This is a genomic window from Williamwhitmania taraxaci, from assembly GCF_900096565.1.
GTDB classification, from domain to species: domain Bacteria; phylum Bacteroidota; class Bacteroidia; order Bacteroidales; family Williamwhitmaniaceae; genus Williamwhitmania; species Williamwhitmania taraxaci.
In genome coordinates, this window is record NZ_FMYP01000054.1 from 13,049 (window position 1) to 28,685 (window position 15,637).

14 protein-coding genes and 1 tRNA gene are annotated in these 15,637 nt (G+C 42.7%); 4 read left to right on the forward strand and 11 right to left on the reverse strand.

Annotation, left to right across the window (positions count from 1 at the left end; all coding sequences use genetic code 11):
* Nucleotides 1–19: 19 nt before the first annotated feature.
* The 8 genes from BLS65_RS12925 to BLS65_RS12960 all read right to left on the reverse strand — a co-directional run bounded on the left by BLS65_RS12925 (nucleotide 20) and on the right by BLS65_RS12960 (nucleotide 10,125).
* Entirely contained in the window at nucleotides 20–2,626 is a 2,607-nt protein-coding gene (locus BLS65_RS12925) for a PAS domain S-box protein (protein WP_092439663.1), read from the reverse strand.
* Nucleotides 2,627–2,631: 5 nt separating this feature from the next.
* Nucleotides 2,632–3,402 carry a GAF domain-containing protein gene (locus BLS65_RS12930; RefSeq protein ID WP_092439665.1) on the reverse strand — a complete coding sequence of 257 codons (771 nt, stop codon included), beginning with the start codon at nucleotides 3,400–3,402 and terminating at the stop codon, nucleotides 2,632–2,634.
* An 11-nt stretch (nucleotides 3,403–3,413) separates the two neighbouring features.
* On the reverse strand, nucleotides 3,414–3,971 hold the full coding sequence (locus BLS65_RS12935) for a chemotaxis protein CheB (RefSeq protein ID WP_092439666.1): 558 nt from the start codon (nucleotides 3,969–3,971) through the stop codon (nucleotides 3,414–3,416).
* A gap of 6 nt (nucleotides 3,972–3,977) precedes the next feature.
* A complete protein-coding gene (locus tag BLS65_RS12940; protein WP_092439668.1) occupies nucleotides 3,978–4,802 on the reverse strand; it encodes a CheR family methyltransferase in 825 nt (274 codons plus the stop codon).
* Between the two features lie 21 nt (nucleotides 4,803–4,823).
* The gene (locus tag BLS65_RS12945) at nucleotides 4,824–7,199 is read right to left on the reverse strand and encodes a PAS domain-containing protein (RefSeq protein WP_092439670.1); all 2,376 of its coding nucleotides are present in this window, start codon (nucleotides 7,197–7,199) and stop codon (nucleotides 4,824–4,826) included.
* 31 nt (nucleotides 7,200–7,230) lie between these two features.
* Entirely contained in the window at nucleotides 7,231–8,070 is an 840-nt protein-coding gene (locus tag BLS65_RS12950; protein ID WP_092439672.1) for a CheR family methyltransferase, read from the reverse strand.
* A gap of 191 nt (nucleotides 8,071–8,261) precedes the next feature.
* Nucleotides 8,262–9,017: a hypothetical protein gene (locus tag BLS65_RS12955; RefSeq protein WP_092439674.1), complete on the reverse strand. Its 756-nt coding sequence runs from the start codon at nucleotides 9,015–9,017 to the stop codon at nucleotides 8,262–8,264.
* 76 nt (nucleotides 9,018–9,093) lie between these two features.
* On the reverse strand, nucleotides 9,094–10,125 hold the full coding sequence (locus tag BLS65_RS12960; protein WP_092439676.1) for an endonuclease/exonuclease/phosphatase family protein: 1,032 nt from the start codon (nucleotides 10,123–10,125) through the stop codon (nucleotides 9,094–9,096).
* 272 nt (nucleotides 10,126–10,397) lie between these two features.
* Here BLS65_RS12960 and purQ point away from each other — a divergent pair, with 272 nt between their 5' ends.
* On the forward strand, nucleotides 10,398–11,087 hold the full coding sequence (gene purQ / locus BLS65_RS12965; protein ID WP_092439678.1) for a phosphoribosylformylglycinamidine synthase I: 690 nt from the start codon (nucleotides 10,398–10,400) through the stop codon (nucleotides 11,085–11,087).
* Nucleotides 11,088–11,092: 5 nt separating this feature from the next.
* Here the strand turns inward: purQ and BLS65_RS12970 are convergent, their stop codons facing one another.
* Nucleotides 11,093–11,809 carry an SDR family NAD(P)-dependent oxidoreductase gene (locus BLS65_RS12970; RefSeq protein WP_092439680.1) on the reverse strand — a complete coding sequence of 239 codons (717 nt, stop codon included), beginning with the start codon at nucleotides 11,807–11,809 and terminating at the stop codon, nucleotides 11,093–11,095.
* Between the two features lie 3 nt (nucleotides 11,810–11,812).
* Nucleotides 11,813–12,877 (reverse strand): lysylphosphatidylglycerol synthase transmembrane domain-containing protein, encoded by a 1,065-nt coding sequence (locus BLS65_RS12975; protein WP_092439682.1) that lies wholly within the window; start codon nucleotides 12,875–12,877, stop codon nucleotides 11,813–11,815.
* A gap of 112 nt (nucleotides 12,878–12,989) precedes the next feature.
* Between BLS65_RS12975 and BLS65_RS12980 the strand changes: the two genes are divergently transcribed.
* The 3 genes from BLS65_RS12980 (at nucleotide 12,990) to BLS65_RS12990 (ending at nucleotide 14,836) form a co-directional block, all read left to right on the forward strand.
* Nucleotides 12,990–13,934 (forward strand): DMT family transporter, encoded by a 945-nt coding sequence (locus BLS65_RS12980; protein ID WP_092439684.1) that lies wholly within the window; start codon nucleotides 12,990–12,992, stop codon nucleotides 13,932–13,934.
* A gap of 146 nt (nucleotides 13,935–14,080) precedes the next feature.
* Complete coding sequence (locus BLS65_RS12985) at nucleotides 14,081–14,698, forward strand: nitroreductase family protein (protein WP_092439686.1); 618 nt, start codon at nucleotides 14,081–14,083, stop codon at nucleotides 14,696–14,698.
* 62 nt (nucleotides 14,699–14,760) lie between these two features.
* A tRNA-Gly gene (locus BLS65_RS12990) sits at nucleotides 14,761–14,836 on the forward strand.
* 191 nt (nucleotides 14,837–15,027) lie between these two features.
* On the opposite strand, the gene BLS65_RS12995 is transcribed toward BLS65_RS12990, so the two are convergent.
* Nucleotides 15,028–15,637 (reverse strand): transposase (locus tag BLS65_RS12995; RefSeq protein WP_139180968.1); only part of this gene is annotated, 610 nt, incomplete at its 5' end.

The following is a 15,637-nucleotide window of genomic DNA, read 5'->3' on the forward strand; positions in this document are numbered from 1 at the left end:
ATTTGGTATAATTTACAATTTAAAACTCAATCCCTATCAGCAAAATATCGTCAATCTGCTTGTGGTCTCCTTTGTATTCATCCAAGTCTTTGGCGAAAATTCCATGGTAGTCTTGTATCGGCAAATCGGGGAAGGACGTTAATGTCTCCCTAATTCGATTGGACGAGTATTTTTTCATGTCTGCTCCACCGATTTGGTCGGGTAGTCCATCGGAGAAAAAGAATATTTTGTCGCCCTTTTGTATCTGAAGCGTGTAGTTTGTAAATGGAGTCTCGGCTTTGCTTCGGTGGGGAATACCACCAATTGCCTTACGGTCTCCTTTAAACTCTTCCAATACTCCAGCCCGAAGGAGATAGAGTGGACGGTGTGCTCCGGAGTACTGAATTTCATTGCGCTTAAGGTTTATTTTACAAAGTGCAATATCCATTCCATCTCGCGCATCGGCATCGACCCGATCTTGCTTGAGCGTAGTTCTTACGCCTTGGTGCAGGTGGTCTAGGATTTGCCCAGCGGTATAGTCCTTGTCATGGTCTACTACGTTATTTAAGGTAAAGTACCCAATAAACGAGAGCAGTGCCCCAGGAACGCCATGCCCGGTACAATCAACTACTGCAATGTAAATATAGCCATCCTTCTTAAAGAACCAAGGGAAGTCACCGCTTACAACATCTCTAGGCTTATAAAAAACAAAAGAGTTGGGCAGGTATTTTCTAATTGTACGATTGTCGGGTAGTATGGATGTTTGAATTTTTTGTGCGTAGTTGATACTCTCCGTTAGCTTTCGATTCTTGTCTTGAACTTCCAGCTCAATGCGTTTGGCTTCGGTAATATCGTGGCTGACAAAAAGAATCGTTTCAAGTTCATTCTCGTTGAATTCCGGAATGGCTACAATATGCATTGTAGTTTCCTCCAATTTGGAGTTAAAAACAACATCGCCTTCGACCTTCTCTTTGGTTGCTTTTATTTTTTTTATTGCGTCCTTAAAAAATTCGGATAGTGGTTCTGCCAGTTCTACCGATGAGAGTGTTTCGTTCACAATATCTTTGGTAGGAATACCTAAGTACAACTCTACCATTGGGTTGGCGTAGAAGAATTGGCCTAGGGTATTAATACGGATAATCATATCGGGTGAATTTTCCGAAAGTGCCTGCATTTTGCTGCGCATGCGCTCTTCCTTCTCTGCCCTCTTGCGTTCGGTGATATCCTGCGAGTTTACGATGATTCCTTGGATAGCGGGATCGTCTAATAGGTTTCGTCCGGTAACCTCCAAGAAAATCTTTTCGCCATCCTTCTTCATGAATGTGTACTGGATGGTTCTAGACTCCTTGCTCTTGCCTTGAAGGGCTTCAAAGAATTCAGCGATGGTCTGTTCTCCTTTACGAGTAAGCCGATCCATGTCTTTGCCGCTCATCATTTCTTGAGGGCTGTATCCAAGGATTTTGGTCACAGAGGGACTGATGAAAACCAACTTTAGGTTGCTGTTGTAAATGGAGATTATTTCTGATGCGTTTTCGAGCAAGCTGTGAAGCCTCTTTTGAGCATTTTCAACCTCTTGTATCTTTGATTCCAACTTCGAGTTCGATTTTTCCAACTCGTCGTGGGTTGCTCTCATTTCTTCCGCGTTCTGTCTTAACTCCTCCTCGTTTTCGCGCAACTCTTCGGTCATCAGCTGCGCCTCTTTTAGGAGTTTTTCGGTCTTAAGATTGATGCTTAAGTTGAAGATCGTGCGGGCAATAATTTCGCCTAGTTCACGGAGGAAACGAATGGTTAGTTCCGGAATTTCCGGTTCAATCGAGGCGAATTCCAGAACACCATATAACTTTTCATCGGTAATTAAAGGCACCAATAAGATGGCTTGGGGTTTTTGGTCTCCAAGAATGCCACTTGTAATACTCGCGTAATCGTTCGGGATCTCTTTGCGGTATATAATGTCGCGCTCATAAGCGCACTGACCGATAAGCCCTTCTCCGATTTTAAACTCTTGCTTTAAATACTTTTTGCGATTATAGGCGTATGCCGCAAGGTTAATTAGTACGTTTCGATCGTCATCGAATACGTATAAAGCTCCTTGTATGACTTTGATATATTTAATAAGGTTAGTCAGAACATCATACGAAAGTTCATCAATATTGGTGTGCAACCGAAGTATGTTCGAAATTTGATCTTTTCCATCCGAAATCCAATTCTGCTGGGCCTCTTTGGTGGTGGTTTCGAGTAGGTTGTCTCGCATCACAAGGAGTGAACGGCCGAGGATGTCATCCTCGCTTGGAACTTCAAAACTGGTAATGTAATCGCCCTCACCAATTTGCTTTGCAAAAAGGGCGTTTTTGTTAATGTTCTCGTTCTTCTCCAATAACTCTCTCTCCAGTGTTTCTACTCTCTTGTAGTGCCTTCGAAGAATCATGTAAGTAGCAGCAGCGGCAAGCACTGGAACTGTATCGAGGAACCAAAGGGCAGGATTGGACGAGTGAATATTACATAGTCCCGAATAGCTAGCAGGGTTTTTAGTCCTCACTAGTTCAATAATCCAAGCCGCGAGCGGTAGGATAAATCCCGAAGTTGCAGAAATTATTACTCTTTTCTTTACGACATCGGATACCTGCCACATGTTGTAGCCCTTTTCCATGTTATCTATATAGTTGAATGATTTGCAATTCTTTCTCCCAATTGGGCCGTAATCTTGGAAAATAGGTCAACTTCATTAGGTGTAAAGGTGTGGAATGAAGCTAACTCCATAACGCCAACAGTTGTTCCTTGCGAAATGGCAGGGACAATCATTACGCTATTGGGATTTCCAGTTCCCAATCCAGACACAATAGTAATGTATCCGTCTGGAATATCCGATATGTTCAACACCATTTTATCTTTGGCTACTTGGCCTGAAAGCCCTTCGCCTTCCTTGAAATTGTGTGGTAGGTCCTCCGAAAAGTAGGCATAGCGACCCTGCAGCGTAAAGGTTTCAGTGCTGGCATCCTTAGTGAAAAATAGACCTTGAGCAATACTGAACTCTTTGGCAATGGATGTAAGAATGTATTCTGTCAACTTTTCCTGTGATCCGAACTGCTGGTTTGATTCGGGCAGGATTTTGCGGATAAACTCTTCTACTTGAATTGTTTCTTTTGCATCAACAATCGTTTCTTTCTTTTTTCCAACCTGCGATTGGAATTGACTCAACCTTTTTTCTAGGCCATCATTTTGCGCCGAAAGACTTATGTTTTCCTTCTGCTGATATGCTGTAACCGAATATAAGCCTGTAAGCAGGCAAAGCATAAATACTAATGAAGAGTAGGATAGCCAAGCCTGATTGCCACCAATAGCATAGACGGAAATCAAAGCAACGGCAATACCTACAATGAATATTGCAGTTGCGTACGATTTGTTTTTTCGTGTGGCCGACTCCATGGTAGTTGCTTTTATTTTATTTTTTGCAGAAAGTTAATAATTTCATTGGTTTTTAGCACATAATCGACTGGGGTAAGTTTTAAACTTGCTTCGGTCATGGTTTTAACTTGACACTCAGCAGGATCTTGAACGATGCAAAGCCCTCCATTATCTTTTATTTTTTTTAAGCCAAACGCCCCATCCTTGTTCGCCCCAGAAAGGATAATTCCAATAAGTTTTTCGCGGTAAGCTTGAGCTGCAGTAACAAATGATAAGTCGATGGAAGGACGGGAATGGTTTACTGGTTCCTCCGTTGAGAGGGCAATCCTATTTCCAAGATCCACATACATATGGTAGTTTGCTGGCGCAAGATACGCTCGGCCGGGTTTTATGGCTTCTTTGTCGTATGGTTCAATAACCGGAATGCCTGATTTTATCGAAAGTGCCTCCACAAAACCACTCCTCACGTGTTTTAACCGGTGAAGGCTGAGCAACACCGGTAGCGGGAAGTTTGGTGGTAGGGAGTGCAGAATCTTCGTGATTACTTGAAAACTACCCGCTGATCCACCTATAATTAGTGCTTTATACATGTTAAACTAACTGTTTTTCTTTTTATACACTTTTTCCATGTCGTCAAACAGGGAGAAAGGTGCAGACAGTCCGAGACTCTCTAAACTTTCCCTAATTCCAACGATACAATAACCACCCGGCACGAGGCTATTCGCCATTATTTTCATTACCCTGTCGCACATTACTTGATTGTAATATATCATCTGATTGCGGAACAGAATAAGCCTTATACCCGAAGGTGAGTTATCAAATATAGTATTTTGTTTTATAAAAGTCACGTTTTCAATTAATGCCTTGTCTATTACCGGAATGCCATTTTTAAGGCTGTAGTAGTTTGCGTAAGCGGATGATCCGTTGTACCGTTCGTAATTGGCTTCGTTTACCTCAATTTGTTTCGGGTCAATAATTCCTTCTTTGGTTCTGGATAATTTAGCGTCGCTAAATGAAGTTGCATAAATCTGCACTTGATCTAGCAGACCCATTTCCTTTAAGATGATTGCCAATGAGTATAATTCTTCTCCTGAATCCCATCCGGCTACCCATATTTTAGTTTTGGTGCTACCTTTTGCTATTTCGGGTATGATCCTGTCTTTTAGGTATCTCCACAGCGATGGATCTCGGAACATTTCGGTGGTGTCTACCGAAATATCGAATAAGAATTGGTCGAAAAAAGGTTTCTCGTTTTGTAACTTCTGGAGTAGGGCATCTGCGTCTCTCAACTTATTATTGTTGATGACAACATCAAGCCTGCGCCTAAAGGTTGTAATGGCGTAGTCGGTAAAGTCGTAGCCAAAAACCTCCTTGATGGTTTTTATTACATTTCGGGTATCTACTATCCCTATCTCGTACATATTGCTTTATCGTTTTATGCCTTAACGGTCTTTTCGTTTTGCTGCCTCTTTCTTTAATTCTTCTACCTCTTGTTCAAATACCTTTTCGGCCGTAACGTCGAATCCAAGTGTGATAATCTTAAATATTGATCCGTTCTCGTCGGGAACAGGTGTGTATTCTTCACGAATCCATTTAGTTTCGGATCCAACTTTCAATGAGAATATTCTTTCCTGAGACACTCCGTTCATAAGATTGTTCCAAAAAAGTTTATATGCTTCTGGATTATTTTTTGCAGTAAAATCTAGGTCTCTGTGGTATTTGCCCACAATTTTATCGGGTGTGTCGCCAAGGGTATCCACATTTTTCTGATTGATAAATGTAATTCGCCCCTCCCCAGTCATTTCCGATACAATAACATTCTGATTTAGGGCTAAGAGCATGGCGTCTATCTCTTTTTGCCGTATTTTTGCAATTTCCTGTTCTTCTTCAATTTTTTCTATGTTTTTTTCAATTTCTTGGGCTTGTTTTTTTGCTTTTTGCTCAAGATTCTTAGTTTCCGTTACATCTTGTCCAAGAACAATAACCTTAATAAAACTGCCCATCTCATCAAATGCTGGACTAAAACTGAGCATTAAGAAACGATCGTCCCCATCGGTGGAATTGAAGTGGAAAACGCCCTTTTCACTATTACCGGAACTTACCGAATTCCATAGGCTTTTAATTTCACGGGAAGTGGTCGCTGGAGCTAGGCTGAAGATTGTTCTATCCATAATTTCATCACGGCCTAGTCCCAGTATATTTAGGAAATTCTGGTTTAAGTTGATGACAGAACCATCGACCTCTAACTCTCCTTGCAGTAACGCCTCGTCTATAGCGGTATTTACCGCTTGCAGTTCCGCTGTTTTCCGCTGCATCTCTTCTTGTGTAGCTTGCATCTCCTCCATGTTCTGGCGCATCTCCTCCTCTTGGGCCGCCATCTCTTCACGTTGTTGCTGCGATTGTTCAAGCAGATAGGTTGTTCGGATGTTTATTTTTACACTCGAAAGGGTAGATGCTATACTATGGCTGAGTTTCTCCACAAATTCTATTTCATGAGGTTGAAACTCACTGAAGGAGGCAATTTCGATGACACCAAACACGCTGTCCTCCAGCGTCAATGGAACAATTAGCAGATTCGTTGGGGTGGCCTCACCCAGTCCTGAGGTAATTGTAATATAATCGTTGGGAATCTCTTTAAGATGGATTGTTTGCTTCTCGTTAGCGCAAGTGCCAACCAGCCCTTCCCCAAACATAATTTGCTTGGTGAGATGTTTTTTACGGTTATAGGCAAAGGAGGCCACTAAGTCCAAGGCTTTTTCTTGCCCGTCTTCATCGTTCAGCGCAAATATACCACCTTGATTTGCGTTAAGGTAGTTGATGAGATGCTGAATAACGTGTTCTGAAAGGAGGGTGAGATCATTGTTGTTCTGGCGGAGTATTTCGCCAAATTTTGCTAAGCCTAAGGTTACCCAGTTCTGCTTTTCCCCTTCTGTTTTTCGAATTGTTTCTTCTTTTTGATTCATCAAAAGGCTTTCCCGCATCCTTACCAATGCATTGCCTAAAACATCTTCTTTGCTGGCTGGGGCGTATTCCGCAAGTAAATTGTTTTTGCCAATTTCGTCGGCAAAAATTGCAGTTTTCCCAAGGTTGTCGATTAATTCGTTGGTGGAATCAATTAGTTTTCCAAAGTCATCAACTCTGTTGGTACTCAGGTGCTCGGGGAGCATTCCATCGGCCATGGTGTCGATGGTTTTGCTTAGTGATTTGATGTCGAGAGAAATAGGACCTAGGATTATTTTTAGCCCATAATAGAAAATAAAAATTACCAAGAAAACAATCAACCCTAAGTATATCTTGTTGGAATTTGTTGCTTGGTTTATTTGGGCGGTATCAACCGAAAGGCAGATATAACCGTTGTAGGGCTTAAAATATTGGAAGTAAAGCGTTTTTTCGATATTTCCGTTTCTTGACTCTTCCGAAAAATTAAAACTGCCCTCTTTTTGGGTGTTTGATCTAATTGCATCAAAAATATCTTTCCGTATTTTTTGGCCTTCACGAAAAAGGTCGTTGATGATAAAGCCTTTTTCATCAACGATATAGGGAAATGTGCCAGGCAGAAAGTAAGATTGATGGAAAACGTTCTTGAGCAACTGCTTGTCTTGAGCGTCGAACCCAGGTTTGGTTTGCACCTCTACGATTGCGGCTGATTGGCTTATGTCGGTGAGGATTTGAGCCATTATCCGCTCGTTTTGATGCTCGTTTCTTGCTTTGGTAAATGAATTTAGGATTACTGCAGATGCTACGTATAGCACAACCAAGAGGGCTATGGCTGTGATATGGATTTTCTTATGTATGTCTAACCTTTGAAATTGCTTCATGACGCTTAAGTGTAGGTTTGGGAGACAACAACTATTTTTTTACATAGAACTGTGCGAGTTTTTCAAACTTTGTGGCATGTGGACCTAGTATGGTTTCATGCATTCCAAGCACCAAAACACCCTTAGGGTAAAGGTTGCTGTGGTATAGTTCAAAAACTTTGTTTTGTAAACTATAGTTGAAATAGATAATAACGTTACGGCAAAGAATGAGGTCGAATTTGGCGAAAAAAAGGTTGCCATCTTTTACCAAGTCATGCTTCCTGAATATGGGTTTCTCAGTTAGGAATTTTTTCATGATCAGGGTGTCCTTCACCTTATCAATATCAAAATACTTATCGTATGGAACCTCGTTAAACTCTTCGTAGTTGAATGGGTTTTGCTTAATTACCTTGTCAAAATTATCTAGATACCCAATATTGAATCTATACTTGTATACACCCTTCTTCGCTTGATTGAGCACATCGCTATTTATATCGGAAGCAAATATTTTGGCTTTATCATAAAGACCCATTTCGTTAAGCAAAATGAGCATCGAGTAAACCTCTTGTCCTGTAGAGCAACCTGCATGCCAAATATTAATCGTTTTGTTGTTCTTGAACCTCGGAAGTATTCGATATTTAAGGGTTTGCCAAATTTGTGGGTCGCGAAAAAGTTCGGTTGTATTAACCGTAATCTCTCTCACAATGCGTTCGGTGAATTCTTTGTTTGTTTTAAGTGTGCCGACAAGGGTGTTAAGGTCCATATTGTTGTCGGTTAGGATTTTTTCCATTCTTCTTTTCAACGACTTATCAGAGTACTCCGAGAGATCGTAGCTGGACGCGTTTTTAAGCGCTAACACAAAAAACTGCAGATCTTGATCGGTAATACTCATAATGTTTTGTTGATTAAGCAATGTCAAAACCCTAGGAAGTGTAATAAATACCTAAGATGACCTCGGTGTAAAGTAATAAAATAAAGGTTGATACTGCAAACACCACTTTGCTAAATTAAAAAAAAAAGGGCAATCCGCACCTGGATTGTCCTCTTTGATCCTAATTTTTGATTTATCCTCTATTTTATTTGTTAAAGGATTGTGATGCCAAGAATAAAATAGATGTTCTCGTATTTTGGATTAACAATCATCGATATGTATAATGGCAGGTTGTATTGGCCAAAAACCTGTATGTTTTGCCGAGCCGTCATTCCTATGTTTACTATCGCGGCTTCAGTCGCATAGTATGACTTGTGTGGTGTCCCTCCTAGGAATATATCAACCTGTTGGTTTGCTCTTAAATGGCAGGTGTAACCAGCCTCAAAATATGTGGAATATCTATTGCTGTTGCTGTCTGGTTTCTTGTCGGCACCATATATCAGGGTGCTAGCCAAGAGATAAACTGGAAAATCGGTTGTGCCATGAAACTTCACGTTAACGTCAATAAGGTGACGGGTGGAGTCCTGGTTGTAATCGAAAACATCGTTCTTTTTTACCCCTTCAATTGGGTTGTAGTAATCTAGCAGGGATGCTGAAAAATTCCCCAATTTGTATGTGGCATACAGATCAATTTCAGCGTAGCTATTGTCCACCGTATAGCAACCCCAAGCACCAAGCGTAAAGTTTTTAACCCGTAAGTTAAGGGTCGGCTGAAGATTCATTGCTGAGCAGGTTAATCCACCACGCCAAGTGTGCCTGCTTTTTATGTCGCCCGAAAGGGAGAGCAATGGTGTTTGTGTGACCGTTGATTGAAGGCTATCTGTAGAGCCTGACTCGGTTTGCGCGATACTAAAAACTGACAACGTAACCAGTAGTAATGTTGTTCCCCAGATTTTTAAATTCCCCATTTCTAAAATTCCTAGTTTTATTTCGGCGGCGAAAGTAGGGATTTTGGAGATGGTTAAAGGGTTGGGGAATATGATTTTAGTCAGCGTTGTTGTAAAGCATAAATTTCATCACTATGGGATTGTGGTCACTATTTTTAAACCCCAAGTCTATTCGATTGACAGATAGAGGTTTTGCATTGGGGGATAGGAGGAAATAATCAATAATCGTTGTTGATGTATTTCCTTCACAGTAAGGTTCGTAGAGGTAGCGGTTGGTGGGTTGAGTTTGAAAGGCCCAGGTCCAATTTGTTGGTGCGTAGTTTTGTGGTATTTGTATTGGATTGAAATACTTAGTGCTTGAGGTTGAAATCCCTGGCGGGTTTTGGTTCCAATCGCCTCCAATAATCACAGTGTTTCCTTTTTTGTATTCCGTCGTGGCTATTTCTTTGATATGCTGCATCTCAACACGGCGCAGGCTACCACTGTCATAAGCCTCACAGTGGGTATTCAGCAATACCAACTCTTTTCCATTGGAGAGCAAAAATCGGGTTTCGAGCATGGCGCGCTTTGGCATGAATAATCTTCGGGGCCAGGGGTAACGACTTCCCAGCGCGATACGGGACGCGTTTTTTGGCGTTGCCTTAGAGAGTGTCATTAAACCCGAAATTACCTTGCCGTAGTTTTCTGTAATTGGGACTGGCACATAAATCGAATTGTAGTTAAGGCAAAAGGCTGTATTGAAGTTTGGCATTGATGCTTCCAATGATGCAACCTGGTCGACTCCATACGAGCGCGTCGAGTTTTTGTCTATTTCTTGAATAAAAATAAAATCGCCATGGAATTTTTGAAGAAATGTTTCGATTGTGCTAAGATTGCTGATGGCATCTTCCTTGGTTCCCCTAACCATTTTGCCTCCATCGAAAAAGAAGTCCATGTTTTTGCCCAGACCAGCATAACCTATATTCCACGTTATGATGGTTAGCGTATCGGTTTTAATGGTGTCAGATAAAACGTTGACTTGAACTATTTCAATCGGTTTCGGACGATATTCAGTAATTGCAAAAAAACCTACAATTATGAGGCCGATCATTACTAGAATTAGGAGAGAGTAACGGAGGTAGCGCACCATGGCATTAAATTTTACCTCGGCAATTTACGGATTTTTTGATAAGATATATACTAGTTTAGGGGTTGTGAGATCGTTTCAGGGGGCTATCAAACAGGTTTGATTTTTTTCGTATCGTGTTTTTATTTGCCATATTGTTCATCGCTTGTCACTTTTTTTACTTCTTCTCATTCGTGAAGTTTAGTCTTTAAAATGGTTATATTTGGAGTGTAATCACTGCTTGGACATACTGTTGTTCTTGCAATCACTTTTTCTTTAATACCGCAAGTTATTCAATGAAGGTTGGTGTAGTTGTTTTTCCCGATTCGGAGAGTCACCGCGATGTTGTTGCAGCCTTTAAGGAGGTAACCACATGGGAGGTGGTGGAGATTTGGCATAAGGATGATTCTTTAAAGGGAGTCGATCTTCTTGTTATAACCGGTGGTTTTATACCGGGGATCAACTTTGTAGCAGAGGAGAGTCCTTCCCCGATTTTGTTGAAAATAGTCACTTTTGCTAAGCGAGGTGGATATGTGTGGGGTATAGGAAATGGATTCTATGCGCTGTGCAAGTTGGGTTTGTTGCCGGGCGAGATTCGTTCAAATACAGATGGTCGGTTTATAGGAAGAAATGTATATCTACTCACAGATTCGCGTCAAGCAGCTATCACTTGGAATATAGAAAGTAGCACTATAATGCGTATTCCACTTGCCCATAACCGTGGTGCTTATTTTGCGAGTCAAACGGAGTTGCTCGATTTGCGTATTGGAGGGCAGATACTTTTACGCTACTGTGATAAGAACGGAAATCTATCAGTCGATTTTAATCCTGATGGTTCGGTCGAAAACATTGCTGCTATTTGCAACGAGCACAAAAATGTAATGGGCATGATGGCTCATCCTGAACGGGCAGTGCTTTTGTCGTCGGGGAATACGGGTGGATATCCCATTTTTGAATCATTACAGCGTTTCTTTCGGGGCAAGTAATTCCTCTAAAATGTCCGGATGTCGAGAATTACTTCGCTGAATTTCTCTGGATGAGTAGCAAGTTGAAACAAGTTTTCAGCTACCTTCTCCGTTGAGGCGAGTTCCCCCTTTTTCTTTAATTCGTGAAACCGATTTACCTGGCTAAAGTTAGCTTGCTCTACGGACCGAATCTCCTCCTGCATTGCTGTGTCGACTACTCCTGGGGCAACCGAGAAAATCCTTGTGTTGGTTCCCTTTTCGATCTGTTCCTGCTGTGCAGTTTCCGATACCATGTCGAGTGCTGCCTTCGTGGCGCAGTATACCGACCAAGAGGGGATTGCTCGCCGTCCCGCTCCTGACGATATGTTGATGACAATTTTCTGGGCCTTGCTGCTTGCATAAAAATGCAAGAACCTGTTGAGTAGAAGGGTTGGTGCCGTTAGGTTAACGGCAATGGTTTTTGCAATACTTTGGTTCTCCATCTCACCCAAATGTTTTACATCGCCAAGCATTCCGGCGTTATTGACTAATACAATTTTGGTAAATCCTTCGTCGATGGGAAAGCGGATTTCGTTTACCTGCTGCTCAGCAACGAGGTCAGTTTTCAGAAAGTTGAAATTTGGATTGATGCTAGAATTTGTTCGGGCGATGCCAAAAACGACGGTGTCCTTTTGACGCAGAGCACGTTCGGCAAAGGCTAAACCAATACCACGACTGGTTCCTGTGATTATGAAGAGTTCCAATTGTTAACTGTTTTGGTTAATGAATTTTTTCTTTATCCAACGGGGCAATACAAAAACCCCAATGAATAGGTAGGGGTAGTAGGAAAACATGCGCCACAGAAATGCCAAGGCAACAACAGTACTCTGCTTAATATCGGCGCTTACGGGAATAAATTCTCCCAGCAAAACAGTGAAAATATATTCGGCAAACCCACTGCCACCGGGAGTGGGGCTTACCAACATCATGATCCACATAACCAACTGACGTGCAAATATGAGCAAATGATCGTTAACCGAAAAAAAGGCAAGTAGAAGCATATTAACTACCCAGTAGCGCGATGTCCAAGATAAAAAAGTTGCGGCAAACGACTTTAACCAAAATATTGCGCTTTTTTGGCGGAGCTCCAGCGAACTAATCACGATATCGGTACCTGCTTTGTTGGCTCCCTGCTTCCACTTTCGAAGGAATGGCAGCATGAAGACCTTTAGAACCAGCCATTTTAATCCTCGTGGATTTATGAACATGCCGTAACTGAGTACAATTAGGTATGCGAGTTTTACTGAGTATCCGGTCCATGCCACGGTGAGCATTTTGTTCGTGAGGCTGGCGTTCCCCATTGAAATGTTGAAAAGGTCGAAATGACCCACCCATACCAGTAGGATGGGGAACATAATGATAAAGTATAGCTCATCCAGTAGCGAGGTGGCCATTACCACGGCCGAACTTTGGCCGATGGAGAGTCCCTCCTTATGAACGTAAAGAATGGCAACGCTTGTTCCTCCAATGGCTGAAGGGGTAATGGCGGAGGTGAACTCCCACAGAATCACAATGCGAAGCGACTGTAGCCATGAAAGTTTATTGTCTGAGAGGATTCGCAGGCGAACAATGTAACCGAAATCGCGCCCGAGCATAAAGAAGAGGGCTAAGCCAAGGAAAAGGCCAGCCTCCCAGCCCCATTTGATGTTTCTAAAAGCCTCAGGGTTAAATTCGTCGTAGAGCATAAACCCAATAAAGCCGAATCCGATCAGCACTGGAATAAGTATCTTTCCGGGTTTTATGCTGTGAAATGGATGTTTGGGTGGGAGCATCGGCTATCGTTTTAGGCATGCAACAAACTTACAAAATAGATGTTAGAGTTAGGGTGTTTTTGAATTAAGCTTTTTTAAATATGTTGACTCTAACGGCAACTAATAATTATAGATGAGCAAAAGAGCAAAGGCCCACTTGGCTATTATTTCTGCAAATATTCTTTTTGGAATAAACTACTCAGCGGCTAAGTTTGCCATGCCTACCTATGTTTCACCAAATGCTTTTGCACTGCTGCGCATTGGGTCGGCGGCATTTCTTTTCTGGGCAGTTTTTCTTTTTGTTAAGGGCGAAAAGGTGGATCGAAAGGACTTTCCGCGATTGATCTTCGCTTCGCTATTTGGCGTTGTGCTAAATCAAGTGCTATTTCTGCAGGGACTAAATCATACTACACCAATCGATTCTGCTATCATTCAAACGGCAAATCCGGTTCTGGTTCTGGTTTTAGCGGCATTTCTCCTTCACGAACGGATAACCATCACCAAACTTCTTGGCATTGCCGTTGGTGCATCAGGGGCAATTTTGCTTATAATGCAACGTGGAGCACTCAGTTTTGGGAACGAACAGATGCTTGGGAACTTTCTCTCCCTTTTAAATACGCTTTCGTATGCAGCCTACTTGGTTATTATGCGACCGCTGATGCAGAAGTATAGTTCCATTACAGTAATGAAATGGATATTCCTTTTTGGCTTGATACCCATTATTCCAATGGGTTTTAGTTCGGTTGCTGCCATTAGCTGGAGCACAATGCCGGTTGAGGCTTGGTTGGCCATTGGTTTTGTGCTAATCGGTGCAACATTCTTCTCCTATCTCCTCATTGCTCGAGGACTCAAGGATGTAAAACCAGCTACCGTAAGCATTTATATTTACTCACAACCTCTAATTGCCTCGCTTTGTGCGATTGCTTTAGGGCAGGGGAAACTTGGGACGGCTCAAATTATCTCAACAATACTCGTATTCACTGGTGTTTACCTAGTTTCACGCTCAACGGATATGCTTAAGTTGGCACTATTGCCGATAGTTGCTGCTTGGAAACGGCGGTTTAATAGCCAGTCTTAAACTGACAGATACGTATTGCTAAGTAAAGTCTAGGTTCCGTTTGTTACATCTCTCTTCGCATTGCGTTTTTTTAGAATTAGCGACACTTCTTAAGGGCGGCGGTCTTGTTTGAGTCAAATTTCTTATCTTTAAGAAAAATTAGGCTTATGGAATTGAAGATAGCTATTGAGATGCGAGCAAGCGTTCGCTCTTTTACTGCAGAGGCTGTGCCCGTGGAAACTTTGCGGGAATTGGTTCGTCGTGGTAGTTTTGCTCCAAGCGTAAATAACTATCAGCCATGGCGGTTTATTGCGGTAACCAACAAAGATGTGTTGGCTGCTATGGCTCAGGTTGTAAGTCAGCGCATTCAGTCCCTACCCGAAACCGAATCGCGCATGGCCAAGGTGGTTAAGAAGCAGGTGGAATTTTTTGCTACTTTTTTTGAGCACGCGCCGGCTTTAATTGCAGTGGTGCTGGAACCTTACGAAACCATCCTTGAGCGAGGCGTCGAGTTGGAGCATGAAGCAATTAACCTGCAGCGTGGTTTCCCCGACATGCAGAGTGTAGGTGCCTGCATTCAAAACATACTGCTCTCTGCTCCTGAATTTGGACTTGGAGCCTGCTGGATGAGTGCACCTTTGATTGCGCGTGACGAGTTGCAACCCTTGCTCGGTATCACACAACCTCATACCTTGGTTGCATTTGTGGCCGTTGGAAATCCATCCAAGGCTCCTGTGCCTAAAGAGAAGAAGTCAATTGACGATATTTTTACGATAATCGAGTAGTTTTTCGTTTCGCTTCTGTGCCGAGGATTGAAAAGAAAAGTTACTTTTGCGCTACCAAACACGCGGGAATAGCTCAGTTGGTAGAGCACCAGCTTCCCAAGCTGGGGGTCGCGGGTCCGAATCCCGTTTCCCGCTCCAGTAAAATAAAGGCCTTGCAGCGATGCGAGGCCTTTTATTTTTGAAGTGGCTAAAAAACTGAGACCGTTGCAAAAAGCAAAGAATTCATTTTTCTCTGTTTTTCCACCTCAAAAAACACTTTTTTGAGGTGGAATTCTTCAATTATGCTCTATCATCGAGCTAACCATGCTTCCATAGGCATGGTTTTCGACCTATTTTTCGTTTATGTACATAGCTATCCTAGGTGATCGGTAAAGGTTGTATGCCATTGCTTCCATAAGGTGCTGCGTATGCATTTTCTGTAGCCCCACATACCGCGCAGTACCTCCCCCAAACCAGCGCCGGATTGATCCAAAGGTTCGCTCTACCTGATACCTTACTTTGCTGATGAGCTTGTTGCACTCCTGCTCCCGTTTTGTGAGCGGGCGATTCTTTGCAGCCTTGTGCATCACGTGGTTGCGCAACCTTCGTTTGGTTACTGCCGCATCGTTATCCTTGCTCTTGTAGCCCTTGTCTGCCTTGACCCAGGCCCGGACAGGCAAGCCTGCAACCGCCAGCACATCATCCAGGTGCTTAATGTCGCTCTCGTTGGCTCCGGTGGTGATAACGGCAAGCACCAACCCCTGCTCATCGGTGGCCGTGTGCTGCTTAAAGCCGAAGCGCAGCTTGCCTGCTTTCTTAATCCAGCGACCATCCGGGTCGACTCCCGGCTTATCCTTTTTAACCAGCGCTGGTTCGGTAGGGGGTGTTGGCCCTTGGCCGTCATCCTCGTGGCGGTCTTCCACCACCGCATACTCGGTCTTTCCTTTTGGCTTACGTGGG

Bases quoted from the DNA above. Each gene is read 5' to 3' on its own strand.
- BLS65_RS12935 (WP_092439666.1), bottom strand. From the start codon at position 3,971: ATGTATAAAGCACTAATTATAGGTGGATCAGCGGGTAGTTTTCAAGTA.
- BLS65_RS12930 (WP_092439665.1), bottom strand. From the start codon at position 3,402: ATGGAGTCGGCCACACGAAAAAACAAATCGTACGCAACTGCAATATTC.
- BLS65_RS12960 (WP_092439676.1), bottom strand. From the start codon at position 10,125: ATGGTGCGCTACCTCCGTTACTCTCTCCTAATTCTAGTAATGATCGGC.
- BLS65_RS12940 (WP_092439668.1), bottom strand. From the start codon at position 4,802: ATGTACGAGATAGGGATAGTAGATACCCGAAATGTAATAAAAACCATC.
- BLS65_RS12980 (WP_092439684.1), top strand. From the start codon at position 12,990: ATGAGCAAAAGAGCAAAGGCCCACTTGGCTATTATTTCTGCAAATATT.
- BLS65_RS12950 (WP_092439672.1), bottom strand. From the start codon at position 8,070: ATGAGTATTACCGATCAAGATCTGCAGTTTTTTGTGTTAGCGCTTAAA.
- BLS65_RS12975 (WP_092439682.1), bottom strand. From the start codon at position 12,877: ATGCTCCCACCCAAACATCCATTTCACAGCATAAAACCCGGAAAGATA.
- BLS65_RS12945 (WP_092439670.1), bottom strand. From the start codon at position 7,199: ATGAAGCAATTTCAAAGGTTAGACATACATAAGAAAATCCATATCACA.
- purQ (WP_092439678.1), top strand. From the start codon at position 10,398: ATGAAGGTTGGTGTAGTTGTTTTTCCCGATTCGGAGAGTCACCGCGAT.
- BLS65_RS12925 (WP_092439663.1), bottom strand. From the start codon at position 2,626: ATGGAAAAGGGCTACAACATGTGGCAGGTATCCGATGTCGTAAAGAAA.
- BLS65_RS12955 (WP_092439674.1), bottom strand. From the start codon at position 9,017: ATGGGGAATTTAAAAATCTGGGGAACAACATTACTACTGGTTACGTTG.
- BLS65_RS12985 (WP_092439686.1), top strand. From the start codon at position 14,081: ATGGAATTGAAGATAGCTATTGAGATGCGAGCAAGCGTTCGCTCTTTT.